Origin of the sequence: Nocardia puris (genome assembly GCF_036051655.1) — a bacterium.
GTDB classification, from domain to species: domain Bacteria; phylum Actinomycetota; class Actinomycetes; order Mycobacteriales; family Mycobacteriaceae; genus Nocardia; species Nocardia puris.
Window position 1 is genome coordinate 2,340,414 of the sequence record NZ_CP107943.1, and the last position, 14,824, is coordinate 2,355,237.

Below are 14,824 nucleotides of genomic sequence, written 5' to 3' on the forward strand. Positions count from 1 at the left end.
GTGTGAGGCCGGCGGCGAGGGATATCACCGCTGGGCATTCCAGTGCTCCGTAAGGTCGGTCGGCGCCTCGGCGGCACGGGCGCGCACGACAGTTCGCCGAGCCGGTCTCCGTGGACTCGCTCACGTCCGCCGGTGCGCGCGTGCGGTGCCCACCAGCATCGCCTCGTCCGTGGTCATGGGGGGAAATGGCACGGGGAACAGCGCGGGGCCCTCAGTCCAGCTCGTCGCCGAGTTCGTTGACACGCAGGAGGCCGTCGCGGTGCCGCTGCTCGCGATAGGCGGTGCGGCCGATCAGATGGGCGATCACGGGGGCAGTGAGCAGGGCGAACAGCGCCACCAAGGCGAGCATCCAGACGTCGGCGCTCTTGTCCCTGATCTCGAGGCCGGTGCCGGTCAGCACCAGCACCAGCCCGACGACCTGCGGTTTGGTAGCCGCGTGCATCCTGGTGAAAGTGTCGGGAAATCGGACGATCGCGATCGCCGCCGTGCACGCCAGCACCGAGCCGCTCAGGATCAAGGCCGAGGACACCCATTGCCAAGCGGTCATCGGTCGTCCCTCACACGGAATCGGGTCACGGCCGCGGAACCGAGGAAGCCGACCAACGCCAGCGCCACGATGGCGGGCACCACCGCGGTGTCGCCGGAGTAGGCGGCCCACACCGCCAGCCCGGCCATGGCGATCGCCATCAGCGAGTCGATGCCCACCACCCGGTCGAGGGTGCTGGGACCGGCCAAGATCCGATAGCTGGTGAGGATTGCGGCGGCCGACAGCAGCACGGCCGCGACGATCGCGACGACAGTCACCGAATCACCTCCGCACTGGTTTGAGAACGGGCCGCTCGAAAGCGGAGATCAGCAGGCGCTCGATACGGCGGGTCTGGTGGTAGAACTTCGCTACCGCGGCCTCGCTGCCGACGTCGAGCACATGGACGTAGACCAGGCATCGGTGCCGGTCGATCTCGAGCGCCATGGTCCCCGGAATGAGGTTCAACAGGTCGACGATCAGCACCAACACCAGATCCGACCGGGTGCTCAGGCCCACCCGCAGCACTCCGGAAACGGGCGGTGGACCCGGCCGGACGGCGAACCAGGCGATCTGCAAGCTCGATTCGATGCCGTAATAGGTCATCACGGCGGCGACCTCGATGATCGCCAGTGGATTCAACCGCCCGGCGACCGGAATGCGCGGCAACGGCAGCGCCACCATGACCAGCGCGCCGACCGCCAGGCCGGCGACCAGGTTGCCGACGGTCAGATGTCCCCACAACAGCATGTACACGAACGCCAGCCACAGCAGGAGCGCGACGCGCAGCACCGTCTCCTTGCTCGGACGCCAGTTCGTCATCGTGAGCCCTCCTCCCCACCGCCGAGCACCGCGCCGATGTAGACCGCCGGGTTGTGCAGATCTTCCGCGGCCCGGTCGGCGATCGACAGCATCGGCCCGGCCAGTACCGTCAGGCTCAGGCTCACCGCGACCAGGGCGCCGGTGGCGAACAGCATCAGCGCCGGGATACGCCCGGGATCGGTGCGCTCGTCGTAGAGCACATCCGTCGAGTCCTCGACCAGCGTCGGCGGGCGCGCCGCCGTGAGGTGCCCTTCGGGCGCCTCGACGCGGGGCCGCCAGAACGCTTTGGACCACACGCGCGCCACCACGTAGAGGGTGAGCAGGCTGGTCACCACCGCGCCGGAGGCCAACACCCAGGCCAGGACGCTGCCATCCAGGGCGCCCGCCTGTAGCAGCGCGGCTTTACCGATGAAGCCGGAGAATGGCGGGATACCGCTCAGATTCAGCGCGGGTATCAGGAACAGGATGGCCAGCAGCGGGCTCGCCGTGGCCAGTCCGCCGAGCCTGCGCAGCGAGGTGGACCCGGCTTGTCGCTCGATCAGGCCCACCACCAGGAACAGCGCGGTCTGTACCAGAATGTGGTGGGCGACGTAGAACACCGCGCCCGCCAGGCCGCTGGTGCTGGCCAACCCGACGCCGAAGATCATGTAGCCGATGTGGCTGACCAGGGTGAACGAGAGCAGTCGGCGGATGTCGTTCTGAGCGATCGCGCCGAGGATGCCGACGAGCATGGTCAGCAGACCGCACACCATCAGGATGGTGGTGAAGCCGCCGTCGGGGAAGAACAGCGTATGCGTGCGCAGGATCGCGTACACGCCGACTTTGGTCAGCAAGCCGGCGAAGACTGCGGTGACCGGCGCGGGTGCGGTCGGGTAGGAGTCGGGCAGCCAGTTCGACAGCGGGAACACCGCCGCCTTGATGCCGAACGCGACGAGCAGCACGGCGTAGACCGCGGTCCGCACGCCCTCGGGCGCCTCGCCGAGTCGGACCGCCAGTTGGGCGATATTGAGGGTGCCGGTGGTGGCGTAGGCCAGACCGATACCCGCCAGGAAGATCACCGACGACAGCATCGACACCATGACGTAGGCGATGCCCGCGCGGATGCGCTCGGCGGTCGCGCCGACGGTGAGCAGCACGAACGACGCGGCGAGCAGGATCTCGAAGCCGACGAACAGGTTGAACAGGTCGCCGGCCAGGAAGGCCGCGGAAACGCCCGCGGTCAGCACCAGGTAGGTCGGCCGGTAGATGGAAGTGGGCTGGCGGTCGTCACCGTCGCGGATGTTCTGGCCTGCGCCGTAGATCGAGACGGCCAGCAGCACGATCGAGGAGATGAGCAGCATGGACGCCGAGAGCCGGTCCACCACCAAGGTGATGCCGATCGGGGTGTCCCACCCGCCCACCTGCACCGCGGTGGTGCCGTGCTGGTCGGCCAGGAAGAGCAGCGCGCCGCAGATGAGGACGGTCGCGCTGAGCGTACCGAGGGTGAGCGCGCTCTGGGTGCGCGGCCTGCGGCCGAATACCAGCGTGGCGGCCGCCGCGAGCAGCGGCAGCAGCACCGGCAGCGGTGCGAGCGCGGGCAGCAGTTCCGGGGAGAGGCTCAATCTTCCGGGTCCTCTCCATCACGCCGGGCGGCGACTTCTTCGTCGCCCGGGTCGTTCTGCACGTCGTCGGTGGTGGTCAGGGTGTAGGACCGGTAGGCGAGAGCCAGCACGAAGGCCGACAAGCCCATGGTGATGACGATCGCGGTGAGGATCATCGCCTGCGCCAGCGGATCGGACATGCCGTCGACTGGTTGGTCGGGGCCGCCGATCGGAGAATGGCCGCTCGGCCCGCCCACGGTCAGGATGAGCACGTTGACCGCGTTGCTGAACAAGATCATGCCCAGCAGCATTTTCGAGACGGCGCGCTCCAGGATCAGGTACACACCGCACGCGGTGAGCACACCGATCAGGATCAGCAGGATCAGGTTCGCGCTCACGAGCGGCCTCCCGACATCGCGGCGGGCTCTTCCTCGGCGGCGGTGTCGCCGAGTTCGGTGTCCAGGCGGGCGCCGAGGCTGCGCAGCACGTCGAGCACAAGGCCGACCACGATGAGGTAGACGCCGAGGTCGAAGAACAGCGCGGTCACCAGTTTCACGTCACCGAAGATCGGCAGCGTCACCTCGATGATGGCCGAGGACAGCGGCGGCGCGCCCAGCAGCAGCGAAGCCGCCGCGGTGCCCGCCGACAGCGCCAAGCCCGCACCCAGCAGATGCCCGGCGTCGACGGGCAGCGCCTCGCCGAGTTCGTAGCGCCCGCCCGCCAGGTAGCGCAGCGTGAGCGCCAGACCGGCGGTCAGCCCGCCCGCGAACCCGCCGCCGGGCGCGTTGTGGCCGGCGAAGAAGAAGTAGATGGACATCACCATGATCGTGGGGAAGATCAGGCGCGTGGTGACCTGCAGGACCATCGAGCGTTCCTTGCGGTCCACCAACCGGGCCGCGGGCAGCCAGCTGACCAGGTCCGGATTGTAGTTCGGCGCGTCGGCCGCGCGCGGGGCGCTGCCGAAGCGGCGGGTGCGGAACACCATCGAGGCGACGCCGGTGGCGGCCACGATGAGCACCGAGATCTCGCCGAGGGTGTCCCAGGCGCGGATGTCGACCAGCAGCACGTTGACGGCGTTCTTGCCGCCGCCGAAGGTGTAGGCGGCCTCGGGGATGCGGTGCCAGATCGGTTCGGCGCTGCGGGCGGCGGTGGCGAAGGCGGCCAGCACCGCGACGGTGAAGCCGACGGCCACGGCCAGCGCCGCGCGGCCCAGCTTGAACCGGCTGGCCATCCGGCCTTCCTCGATCTCGGCGGGGAAGACCCGCAGCACCAGCACGAAGATGACCAGTGTGAGCGTCTCCACCAGGAATTGGGTGAGCGCCAAGTCGGGCGCGCCGTGCAGCGCGAAGATCACACCGCACCCGTAGCCGGTGACGCCGACGACGAGCACGCTGGCGAGCCTGTTGCGCAACACGGTGGCGCTGATCGCCATAGCGATCATGATGGCCGCGATGACCAGTTGCAGCGGCGAGTCCCACAGGCGCAGCTCCACGCCGGTGCGGGTGCCGAGGGCCAGCAGCACCGCGGGCAGGATCACCATGGTGCCGAGGATGGTGGCCTGGCTCAGCGGCAGCGAACCGCGTTGCACGGAACCGGTCATGCGCAGCGAGACCTTGTCCATCGCGCGCAGGGTGGCGTCGTAGACGCGGTCGGCGTTACCCAGGCGCGGATGTTCGGATTCGCCGATGGTTTTGCGGACCAGGAAAAGGGCTATACCTAGCGTGATGATCACGGCGGTGAGCGCGAGCGGCACGGTGAATCCGTGCCAGAGGGCCAGGTGTGTGTGCAGTACGCCGGGCAGGGTCTCCGCGTACGGGTTCAGCAGCTTGTCCAGCTGGCTCGCGCCGAGTCCCGCCACCAGTCCGGCTGCCGAGAGCAGCGCGGCCGGGCCGAGCATGATCGGGCCCGGCGCGTGCCACGGCGACGGGGGGATGCCCGCTTTGTCCGCGAACGCGCCCCACACGAAGCGCGCGGAGTATCCGACGGTGAGCACCGAGCCGAGCACGATGGCCACGCACAGCGCGACCCGCGCGGGTTCGGCGAGATTGCCCGCGTCGAGGATGGCGGCGAGTGCGCTCTCCTTGCCCACGAAGCCGAGCAGCACCGGGATGCCCGCCATGCTCAGCGCGGCGAGCGCGGCCACACCGAACAGCACGGGTGAATTGCGCCCCAGCCCGGACAGTTCGCGCAGGTCCCTGGTGCCGGTGCCGTGGTCGATGATGCCGATGACCATGAACAGGCACGCTTTGAACAGCGCGTGCGCCACGATCAGCGCGGCGCCGGCCAGTGCCGCGTCGGGCGTGCCGATGCCGACCATCACGATCATGAAGCCGAGCTGGCTCACCGTGCCGAAGGCGAGCAGCAATTTCAGGTCGGTGACCTGGTGGGCGCGCAGACCGGCGAGCAGCATGGTGGCCGCGCCGAGGATCAGCACCATCGGGTGCCACGGCGCGGTGGACGCGAACAGCGGCGCCAGCCGCGCGACCAGGTACACACCCGCCTTCACCATGGCTGCGGCGTGCAGGTACGCGCTGACCGGGGTGGGCGCGGCCATGGCACCGGGCAACCAGAAATGCAGCGGCACGATCGCGGACTTGCTGAGCGCGCCGACCAGCAGCAGCACCACGCCCACCTGCACCGCCACATTGTCGGGGGCGACGCCGATCGCGAGCAGTTCCGAGAGCTGATACGTGCCGAAGCTCTGGCCGATGATGATGATGCCGAGCAGCATGGCCAAGCCGCCCGCGCCGGTGACCAGCAGCGCTTGGATGGCCGCGCGCCTGCTGGCGGCCTTCTCCGCGTTGTGGCCGACCAGCAGGAACGACAGCACCGTGGTCGTTTCCCAGAAGATGTAGAGCAACAGCATGTTGTCGCTGGTGACCAGGCCGAACATGGCGCCGGAGAAGCCGACCAGCTGTGCGGCGAATGCGCCGAGGCGCGGTTCGTCGTCGGTGAAGTACCGGGCGCAGTAGATCAGGATCAGGGTGCCGATGCCGAGGACGAGCGCGGCCATGATCGCCGAGAGCGAGTCCCAGCGCAGGTCGATGTTCATCTCGATGGACGGCGCCCAGGTGATCCGAACCTGCTGTGTCGTACCCCAATTCGCGACGACCCAGCCCAGACCGGCCAGCGGGGCGAGCGCGAGGACGCCGAACGCGTTGCGCCCCAATGCTCGTACGCACATCGGTGCGGCGACCGCGGCAACAGCGTGTGCGAGAAGGATTACGAGCAAACCAGCGCTCCATCGGTCGTTTCGGCCAGGTGGTGCGGTTTCATCCTACGTGCCGCCGAAATCATTGGTCGCACCCCCTACTTATGATTTCTTTACGGCCAGGAACGTGTGTTGCGCACGTCGCCGCCGACGCCGGGATCGGTGGCTTTGCCGCTGGTCCGGGGGCGTGGGCGCATCCGGTACAAGATCAGTAACGCGAGCGCGCAGCAGCCGGTCACGATCAGGGCGACCCGGCCCGGTGTCGCCGGGTCGGCGGTGTTGTCGCGCGGCGGCCACACCGCTCCGTCGACCGGCAGGGCCGTGACCACGCTCGGGAGGTACAACGCGCCGAGGGCGAGTACGCCGCTCGGACCGTAACGCGGACGGGCCGCGCCGCAGCTGTAGCCGACCGTGAGCGCGAGCGCGGCGGTGCCCGCGACGAATGTCTTGTCGCCCTGATTCGTCAGGGTGGATGCGAGCACGCACAAGCCCGCGATCAGCACCAGCGCGGCGAACGGCGCGGGCGCCTTCAAGCCCGCGTACAACCCGAGCGCGACGAGAACGATCACCGCGAACAGGCTCCACGTCGGCCGCGGGGCGGCGCCGAGCGCATCGGCGGCCGCGGTGAGCGCGACGGCCAGCAGCACTCCCGCCCCGTCACGGCCCGGCAGTAGCATGGCCGCGACGAACGCGGCCACCACGGTGGCCGCGACGGCGATGGCGATGTCGAGACGGTTGTCACCTGGCGCCGATACGTGGCTGTACTGACGCGACAGCCACTCACTGGCCGCGAGTATCACCAGTCCCAGCACGAGCGAGGCCAGGATCGGCGTGATCGGCAGGTCGATTGTGGTGGTGGCACCGCTGTCGCCCTCGTCCGATGTCGCACGACCGCGGTGGCGAATCGCCGCGATGAGCAGCAGCGGCACGGCCGCCGCGATCAACCAGCGCGGCGGCGTCTCCAAGACGGCCCAGGGGTCCTGGCCGGGGATGCCGAGCACGTCGGCCAGGTCGCCGACAGCGACGACACCGCCCGCGCCCAGCGCGAAACCGAGGGCGGGCAACGAGGTGCGCAGCACGGCGGCGCCCAGCGCGCCGAGCGCGACGCCCGCGCAGACCGAGTCGACGTAGTTCTGGGTGATGAGCAGATCGGCGGAGGTGGCGGCACGTCCGGCCGAATGATTGACGAGGATGCCGAGCGCACCGGCGAATGCCACGAGCCAGCCCGTGGCGGGCCGTGCGAACGAGCAGATGAGCACCGCGACGGTGACCGCGACGACCATGCCGATCGTCGCGCCACGCGGCACGCTGGCCACCAGGCCCGCGACGTGCGTCGGGGTGCCCGCGGCCGTCCAGGAGAACGCGATCGGCAACAGCAGCGCGATACCGGCGACCGAGGCCCCGAAGAACGCCGCTGTCGCGTCGACCGCCGCACCGATACGTTGCCGCACTACGGCAACATACCCGCCGCGCACCCCGCTGTTCGCGATTGCGGCCCCGACCGGGCCGCGCGGCGCGGATCAGCCGCGATTGCGCGCGTACCTGCGCAAACGCTCGACCTGCTCGGGCTCCAGCGAGGGGCGCACGGTGGCGCGGGCCAGCGCCAGATCCGCGGCGGTGACATCGGCGGCGTCCACGTCGCGGCGCATGGCCGCCAGCGCCGCCTCACGCAGCAGCGCGGCGCAGTCGGCGGCGGAGTAGCCGTCCAGATCCGCGGCCAGCGCGGCCAGGTCGACATCGTCCGCGAGCGGCACCGCACGCCCCGCCGTGTTCAGGATGGCCAGGCGCGCCTCGGCGTCGGGCGGCGGCACGAACACCAGCCGTTCGAGCCGACCCGGCCGCAGCAGCGCGGGGTCGATCAACTCGGGCCGGTTCGTCGCGCCCAGCACGACCACGTCGCGCAGCGGCTCCACGCCGTCGAGTTCGGTGAGCAGCGCCGCGACCACCCGGTCGGAGACCCCGGAATCCGAGCTCTGCCCGCGACGCGGGGCCAGCGCGTCGACCTCGTCCAGGAAGATCAGCGAGGGCGCGGAATCCCGCGCGCGCTGGAACAATTCGCGCACCGCGCGCTCGGAGGCGCCGACCCACTTGTCCATCAGCTCGGCGCCCTTGACCGCGTGCACGCTGAGCTGGCCCGATCCGGCCAGCGCGCGCACAAGGAAGGTCTTGCCGCAGCCGGGCGGGCCGTAGAGCAGCACGCCGCGCGGCGGGTCGATGCCCAGGCGGGCGAACGAATCCGGGTGCCGCAGCGGCCACAACACCGATTCGGTGAGCGCCTGTTTGGTCTCGACCATATCGCCCACATCGTCCAGGCCGAGGCTGCCGATCGCGAGTTCCTCGGTGCCCGAACGCGACAGCGGCCGGATCACCCCCAGTGCGCCGAGCAGATCTTCCTGGGTGAGCAGCGGATCGGTCTGCTCCTTGCTGGCGCGCGAGGCCGCCCGCAGCGCGGCCTCGCGGCACAGCGCGGCCAGATCGGAGACCACGAAACCGGGTGTGCGCGAGGCGATCTCGTCCAGTTTCAGATCTCCGGTCGGCACCTTGCGCAGCAGCAGCTCCAGCAGCGAGCGGCGGGTGGCCGCCGTCGGCAGCGGCAGGGCCAGCTCGCGGTCGCACAGGTCCGGCGCGCGCAGCCGCGCGTCCACCGCGGACGGGTGCGCCGTCGTCGCGACGAACGCCACGCACGGTTCGGCCACCGCCGCGCGCAACTGGTCCAGGATCAGCGTGGCCACCGGCTCCGGATCGGCGGGCAGGAGCGCGTCCACGTCGGTGATCAGCAGGACGCCGCCGCGCCCCGAACCCACTTCGGCCACCGCCGCGGCTACTTCGCGCAGCCGCGCGCCGCTCTCCGCCGCGCCGACCGTGGGGCCGTCCAGCTCGATCAACCGGCGCGGCGCGATCACCGACCGCGCCAGCGTCGCCTTGCCCACGCCCGCCGGGCCGGTGATCAGCACGCCCAGATGCGGCGACGCGCCAAGGGTTTTGAGCAATTCGGGCTCGTCCAGCGCCAGGCTCAGCCACTCGCCCAGCTTGGCCGCCTGCGTGTGCACGCCCACCAGATCCTCCACCGGCACCGGCGGTTCGTCGCGCACGGCCGCCGCGCGACCGTTCACGAAATCCGGGGTGGCCTCCGTCGCGACCAGCGACGCCTCGCCCGCCGGGATGGGGCGCCCGGTCGCCGCGCGGTCGGCGGCGTCCATCGCGGCCACCGCGCCCGCGCCCCACACCACGGCCGTGTTCGGCTGCACGCTCACCGGGCCGCGCGCCGGGTCCGTCGCGGTGACGGTGAGCAGCTCGGTCGTCCACGCGATGCCGAACGCGCGCGAAAGCGCTTGCGTCGCGGTCGAAGTCGGGATGTCGGGGCCCAGCTCGCGGGGCAGCAGCGACACCGCGTCGCCGACCGTCACCACCTTGCCCAGCAGCGCCTGGCGCAGCGTCGCCGCCGGAATGCTGCGGGTGGCGTGCACCGAGCCGCTCACCGAGATCTGCTTGGCGCCCGCCACCGGGGCCGGCGCCACCACCACCGTCGCGTCCTCGCGCAGACCGGCGTTCGACAGCGTCACATCGTCGAGCAGCGCCACGCCCGCCGGGGTGCCCGCGGGGGCCAGACCGGCCACCGCCGCCGTGCGCCGCGCACCGGTGAGCGCGATCGCGTCCCACTCGCGCAACCCGAGCGCCGCCAGCGCCTCCGGATGCAGCCGCACCACCCCCCGCCTGGCATCGGCGGCGGACGGATTCAGTCGAGCGGTCAACGCCAGTTCAGCCACGCACGCCATTGTGCCCGCGCCGCCGCGGTGGCGGGGGCCGCCTAGACGATCCGCGCCGCGACCGCGACCGGCTTGTCCTCGTTGTCCGGCGCCAGGCACACCAGCTTGGCCGTGCCGAGGGCGACATTCGGGCTGCCCGCGAACGGGCTGTCCGGGTTCTCCGCGAGGATCCGCTCGATCAGCGCCTTCTCCGCGTCGCCGTCGAGCTCCTTGAACTCACCGCACGTGGTGCGCGAGGCCGGGCCCAGTGACGAGGTGTCCACCGGCGAGGTGGGCGAGGACTCCGGGGATTCCGTGTCCTCGGCCGGTTCCGCCGGGGCGGACGCGGGCGTCGACGGGTCCGCGGGCGCGCTCGCCGAAGTGTTGCCCTTGCGCAGGCCGCTGGCGTCGGTCGATTCGTCGGAGCCGCCGCACCCGGTCGCCGCCAGGGCCACCGCGCCGACCGCCAGGACTAGGACGGAAACTCGCTTCATTCTTCGTAAAACCTCTGTGTTTGTTGGCGCGCCGGGGCGCGCGGGTTCGCGGCCCTTCCTGTCTCGCGTCCCAGCGCTCGAGGCTCGCGCTGGCGCGCATGCGCTTCGAGCGCTGGTCCGCGAGACGGCCGCGAACGGTCGGTCGTCAGGCCCCCTCCGTTGTGGTTGGGAGGGTGCGGATGTTACTGGTCGGGTCGCAATGATGGGGTTGGAGGTGGGCGGCTGTCCAGTGGGGGCACGGCCTTGTGCCACCACCGTGCGCCCGGTGGCTTGTGAACGCCCAAACGATCGCTGATCGCAGGGCGCGCGGTCAATGGATGTGCGACTGCCAATCCGCGGGCACCCGCCCGCGCGGGCCGGGGACGCCCTGGTCGGCCGGGTGGCTGTGCGGGGGCGCGAGTTCGGGCCCGCCGCTGAACATCTCGTCGGTGCGGAAGTCCCAGTACCAGTCCTCACCCGGCTCGTAGCTCTGGATGAACGGGTGCCCGGTGTCCTTCGCGTGCTTGGAGGCGTGCTGGGACGGCGAACTGTCGCAACACCCCACGTGCCCGCACTCCGCGCAGCGGCGCAGATGCACCCACCAGCCTTGCGCCGCTTCGCATTCCAGGCAGCCGGGGCCGCTGGGCGCCGCGGTCGGATCGATCCCTTCGATGGACATCGCGTGACCTCCTGGGTGGTTGGCGCATTCTGTTGATGCTTTGGTGGGTGAAGCGGGTTTACGGGGCTGTGTTGTTGGCGCGCCGGGGCGCGCGTGTTCGCGGCCCTTCCTGTCTCGCGTCCCAGCGCTCGAGACTCGCGCTGCGCGCATGCGCTTCGAGCGCTGGGACGCGAGACGGCCGCGAACGGTCGGTCGTCGGGCTCCCTCCCCGAGGTGGCTGGGAGAGTGCGGATCGTGCGTAGGCGCTCATGGGTTCGGGGGGCTCAATGGTTGTTCGGACTCGTTGCGTCTCTGGAGGGGGATGCGGACGGTGAAGCGGGTGTTGCCCGGTTCGGAGTCGACGCGGATGTCGCCGTCGTGTTTGTTGACCACGATGCGGAAGGAGATGTCGAGGCCGAGGCCGGTGCCTTCGCCGACGGGTTTGGTGGTGAAGAACGGTTCGAAGATGCGACGGCGGATGTCCTCGGGGATGCCGGGGCCGGTGTCGCCGATCTCGACGAACGCGCAGTCGTCGTCGCGGCCGGTGCGCAGGGTCAGGGTGCCCTCGCCGCGCATGGCGTAGACGGCGTTGTCGATCAGGTTGGTCCACACCTGGTTCAGCTCGGCGGCGTAGCAGGGCACCGGCGGCAGGGTGCGGTCGTACTCCTTCACCACCCGCACGCCCTCGCCGAGCTTGCGGTTGAGCATCACCAGTGTGCTGTCGAGCAGCTCGTGCAGATCCACCACCTGGAACGGGGCCCGGTCCATCTGCGAATACTGCTTGGCCGCGTCCACCAGCGTGGAGATCCTGGTGGTGGAGTCGGCGATCTCGTTCATCAGCAGCTCGGTCTCGATGGTGTAGTTGAGCCAGCGCACCGCGCCCTCGAACACCTTCTCCGGACAGCCCTCCAGCGTGCCCTGCACCCGTTCCAGCCAGTCCACGTCGAGGCCGGCCTGCACGAAGTTCGGCGCCAGCGCCCAGCCGTCGGCGATGTCGTGCTGCTCGAGCCAGTCGCCCACGGCGTCCTCGCGGTCGGCGGCCTCCATCGGCGTCAGCTCGGGGGCCTTGGCGACCTGCGCGGCCGCCTCCTCCTGCAACCGCACCAGCGTCAGCAGCATGTCGGGCTGGAAGCGTCCGTCGGCCATCATCGCCAGCTTGTGCCGCATCCCGGCGACGCGTTCGCGCAGGCCCGAGGTGGCGCGCACCGCGGCGGCGGCCGGGTTGTTCAGCTCGTGGGTCAGGCCCGCCGACAGCGAACCCAGCGCGAGCAGCCGCTCCCGTTCGGCCACCCGCTCGTGGGCGCTGCGGTTGCCGAAGAACGCGCCCTCGAGCAGGTGCACGGCCATCGGGAACCAGTCGTGCATCATGCCGGAGAAGGCGCCCGCATCCAGCACGTAGAACCGCGACTTGCGGGTGACGTACATCGACCCCGAGTAGTTCTGCTCGGCCTTGTCGCCCAGGTAGGCGGTCCACGCGCCGGCGTAGGAGCCGGTGTGATCGGTGCGCGTCAGCTCGATCTCGGTGCCGCCGGACAACTTCGTCAGGCGCACCTCGCCGTCCATCAGCACGTAGAAGCAGGTCGCCGGATCGCCCTCCCGGTACACCGGTCCCGGTTCGATGTACTCGATGCGGCCCTCCGCGCAGAGCCGGGCCAGCTGCTCGTCGTTCAGCTTCTCGAACAGGAACATCCGGCGCAGCTCTTCCGGATCGCAGACCAGATGCGTGGTGCGCGTGGCGGTTTCCTCGGACATCGGCGTCTCCGATCAGGCCAGGTAGCGGTGGACGAGCATGACGGCCATGGCCCCCTCACCGACCGCGGAGGCCACGCGTTTGGCGGATTCGGCGTGCACGTCGCCGGCCACGAACACCCCGGGCACGCTGGTCTCCAGGTGGTGCGGCGGGCGCGGCAGCTCCCAGCCGGCCGGGCGCGCGCCCTCCACCATCAGGTCGGGCCCGGCCAGGACGTAACCGGCTTCGTCGCGCTTGACCACGCCGTCGAGCCAGTCGGTCTGCGGGGCCGCGCCGATGAAGAGGAACAGCCGCTCGGCCTCGGCCTTCTCTTCGGTACCGGAGACGTTGTCGCGCAACACGATATGGCCCAGATGCTCGTCGCCGTGCGCGGCTGTGACCTCGGTGTTGGTGTGCACCACGATGGTGGGGATCTGCTCGATCTGCTGAATCAGATAGTGCGACATCGACCTCTCCAGCGAATCGCCGCGCACCACCAAATGCACCGTGCGCGCGTTGCGGGAGAGGAAGACCGCCGCCTGCCCGGCCGAGTTGGCCCCGCCCACGATGTACACCTCGTGGCCGGCGCATTCGGACGCCTCGGTCATCGCCGAGCCGTAATACACACCGCGCCCGGTGAATTCGTCCACACCGGGCGCCGGATGACGCCGGTAGTCCACGCCCGTCGCGATGATGACGGTGTGCCCGCACAGCCGTCCGCCGTCGGCGAAGCGCACCGTGCGCGCCGACCCGTTCACCTCCAGTCCCACCACCTCGCGGGTGGTGATGACCTCGGCACCGAACTTCGCGGCCTGGCGGCGGGCCCGGTCGGCCAGCTGCGCGCCGGACAGTCCGTCGGGAAAACCCAGATAGTTCTCGATGCGCGAACTCTGCCCGGCCTGCCCGCCGGTGGCGGTGCGCTCGACCAGCACGGTCCGCAGGCCCTCCGACGCGCCGTACACCGCCGCGCCCAGTCCGGCGGGGCCGCCGCCCACGACGATCAGATCGTAGAAATCGCCCGCCGGATTCACCGTCAGGCCCACGCTCTCGGCCAGCAGGCTGTCGCTGGGCTGCACCAGCGCCTCGCCCTCGGAGGTGATCACCACCGGACATCGCTCCGGGTCGGCGCCCGCCGCCTCCAGCAGCCGCGCGCCCTCCGGCTCATCGGCCAGGTACCAGCGGTAGGGCAACTGGTTGCGGGCCAGGAACTCGCGCACCTGCGAGGAGCGCGGCGACCACCGGTTGCCCACCACCTTGGTCTCGGTGACCGGCCGGTGCTCGCTGCTTCGCCACGCCTCCAGCAGTCCGTCCAGCACCGGGTACAGCTTCTCCTCCGGCGGGTCCCACGGCTTGAGCAGATAGTGGTCGAGATCCACCACGTTGATCGCGTCGATCGCGGCGTCGGTGTCGGCGTAGGCGGTGAGCAGGACGCGGCGCGCGTACGGATGCAGGTCCATGGCCTGCTCGAGGAACTCGATGCCGTCCATCCCGGGCATGCGATAGTCCGCGATGAGCACCGCGACCTGTTGTCCGCGCAGTTTCATCTCGCGCAGCGCGTCGAGCGCCTGCGGGCCGGATTCCGCCCGCAGAATCCGGTAGTCGGCGCCGTACCGGCGGCGCAAGTCGCGCACGACCGCGCGCGAGACGCCCGGATCGTCGTCCACGCTCAGAATCGCCGGCTTCGTAGCAGCGGGTGCAGTCACCCCACGAGTATGTCGCTTCGGCGGCCCCGATGTCGCCGATGTATTCCCCCGGCCCCCGTCACCCCGACCCCCGCGTCCGGACCGCGCCGGACTCCGTCGCACCTATGTCGGCGCAGGTCAGACCTTGTGCTCGCGCACCAATTCCAGTTCCGACGGGGTGAGCAGCCGCTCCAGGCGTTCTTCCTGGGCGAACGCCCGCGGCGCGCGGCGCGTGGCCGCGCCGTGGACCGGTTGCCCGTCGTCGGGTCCGAGGGAGGGTAGCAGCGGGACCTTGCCCGGCTGCCGCCGATGTAAGAACGAGCGAAGTTTCACGGCCGATCACCTCACCGAACGGATATCGCCTACTGCTTCGTCTATCCGTCATTGTGCGCGCCGTATT

General features: G+C 70.4%; 13 protein-coding genes. All 13 read right to left on the reverse strand.

Features of this window, described 5'->3' with window-relative positions; genetic code table 11:
• Positions 1 to 211: 211 nt before the first annotated feature.
• The 13 genes from mnhG to OHB21_RS10510 all read right to left on the reverse strand — a co-directional run bounded on the left by mnhG (position 212) and on the right by OHB21_RS10510 (position 14,757).
• On the reverse strand, positions 212 to 547 hold the full coding sequence (gene mnhG, locus OHB21_RS10450) for a monovalent cation/H(+) antiporter subunit G (RefSeq protein ID WP_067511409.1): 336 nt from the start codon (positions 545 to 547) through the stop codon (positions 212 to 214).
• Positions 544 to 804, reverse strand: a complete 261-nt coding sequence (locus tag OHB21_RS10455) for a monovalent cation/H+ antiporter complex subunit F (RefSeq protein ID WP_067511408.1) — start codon at positions 802 to 804, stop codon at positions 544 to 546. Before OHB21_RS10455 ends, mnhG begins: the two co-directional genes overlap by 4 nt.
• Positions 805 to 808: 4 nt before the next feature.
• Positions 809 to 1,345, reverse strand: a complete 537-nt coding sequence (locus OHB21_RS10460; RefSeq protein WP_067511407.1) for a Na+/H+ antiporter subunit E — start codon at positions 1,343 to 1,345, stop codon at positions 809 to 811.
• Positions 1,342 to 2,946, reverse strand: a complete 1,605-nt coding sequence (locus tag OHB21_RS10465; protein WP_195124584.1) for a Na+/H+ antiporter subunit D — start codon at positions 2,944 to 2,946, stop codon at positions 1,342 to 1,344. The genes OHB21_RS10460 and OHB21_RS10465 overlap by 4 nt, the downstream gene beginning before the upstream one ends.
• On the reverse strand, positions 2,943 to 3,323 hold the full coding sequence (locus tag OHB21_RS10470) for a Na(+)/H(+) antiporter subunit C (protein WP_067511405.1): 381 nt from the start codon (positions 3,321 to 3,323) through the stop codon (positions 2,943 to 2,945). The genes OHB21_RS10465 and OHB21_RS10470 overlap by 4 nt, the downstream gene beginning before the upstream one ends.
• Entirely contained in the window at positions 3,320 to 6,157 is a 2,838-nt protein-coding gene (locus tag OHB21_RS10475) for a Na+/H+ antiporter subunit A (protein ID WP_195124585.1), read from the reverse strand. The genes OHB21_RS10470 and OHB21_RS10475 overlap by 4 nt, the downstream gene beginning before the upstream one ends.
• Positions 6,158 to 6,249: 92 nt before the next feature.
• The gene (locus tag OHB21_RS10480; RefSeq protein ID WP_067511403.1) at positions 6,250 to 7,587 is read right to left on the reverse strand and encodes a hypothetical protein; all 1,338 of its coding nucleotides are present in this window, start codon (positions 7,585 to 7,587) and stop codon (positions 6,250 to 6,252) included.
• A 69-nt stretch (positions 7,588 to 7,656) separates the two neighbouring features.
• Positions 7,657 to 9,912, reverse strand: coding sequence for an AAA family ATPase (locus OHB21_RS10485; protein WP_067511402.1), 2,256 nt, complete (start codon positions 9,910 to 9,912; stop codon positions 7,657 to 7,659).
• Positions 9,913 to 9,944: 32 nt separating this feature from the next.
• Positions 9,945 to 10,376, reverse strand: coding sequence for a hypothetical protein (locus tag OHB21_RS10490; RefSeq protein WP_195124586.1), 432 nt, complete (start codon positions 10,374 to 10,376; stop codon positions 9,945 to 9,947).
• Between the two features lie 310 nt (positions 10,377 to 10,686).
• Positions 10,687 to 11,034, reverse strand: a complete 348-nt coding sequence (locus OHB21_RS10495) for a UBP-type zinc finger domain-containing protein (protein ID WP_195124587.1) — start codon at positions 11,032 to 11,034, stop codon at positions 10,687 to 10,689.
• Between the two features lie 246 nt (positions 11,035 to 11,280).
• Entirely contained in the window at positions 11,281 to 12,765 is a 1,485-nt protein-coding gene (locus OHB21_RS10500; RefSeq protein WP_067511399.1) for an ATP-binding protein, read from the reverse strand.
• 12 nt (positions 12,766 to 12,777) lie between these two features.
• Positions 12,778 to 14,445: an FAD-dependent oxidoreductase gene (locus OHB21_RS10505; RefSeq protein WP_067511398.1), complete on the reverse strand. Its 1,668-nt coding sequence runs from the start codon at positions 14,443 to 14,445 to the stop codon at positions 12,778 to 12,780.
• Between the two features lie 117 nt (positions 14,446 to 14,562).
• Positions 14,563 to 14,757 (reverse strand): hypothetical protein, encoded by a 195-nt coding sequence (locus OHB21_RS10510; RefSeq protein WP_067511397.1) that lies wholly within the window; start codon positions 14,755 to 14,757, stop codon positions 14,563 to 14,565.
• Positions 14,758 to 14,824 lie beyond the last annotated feature (67 nt).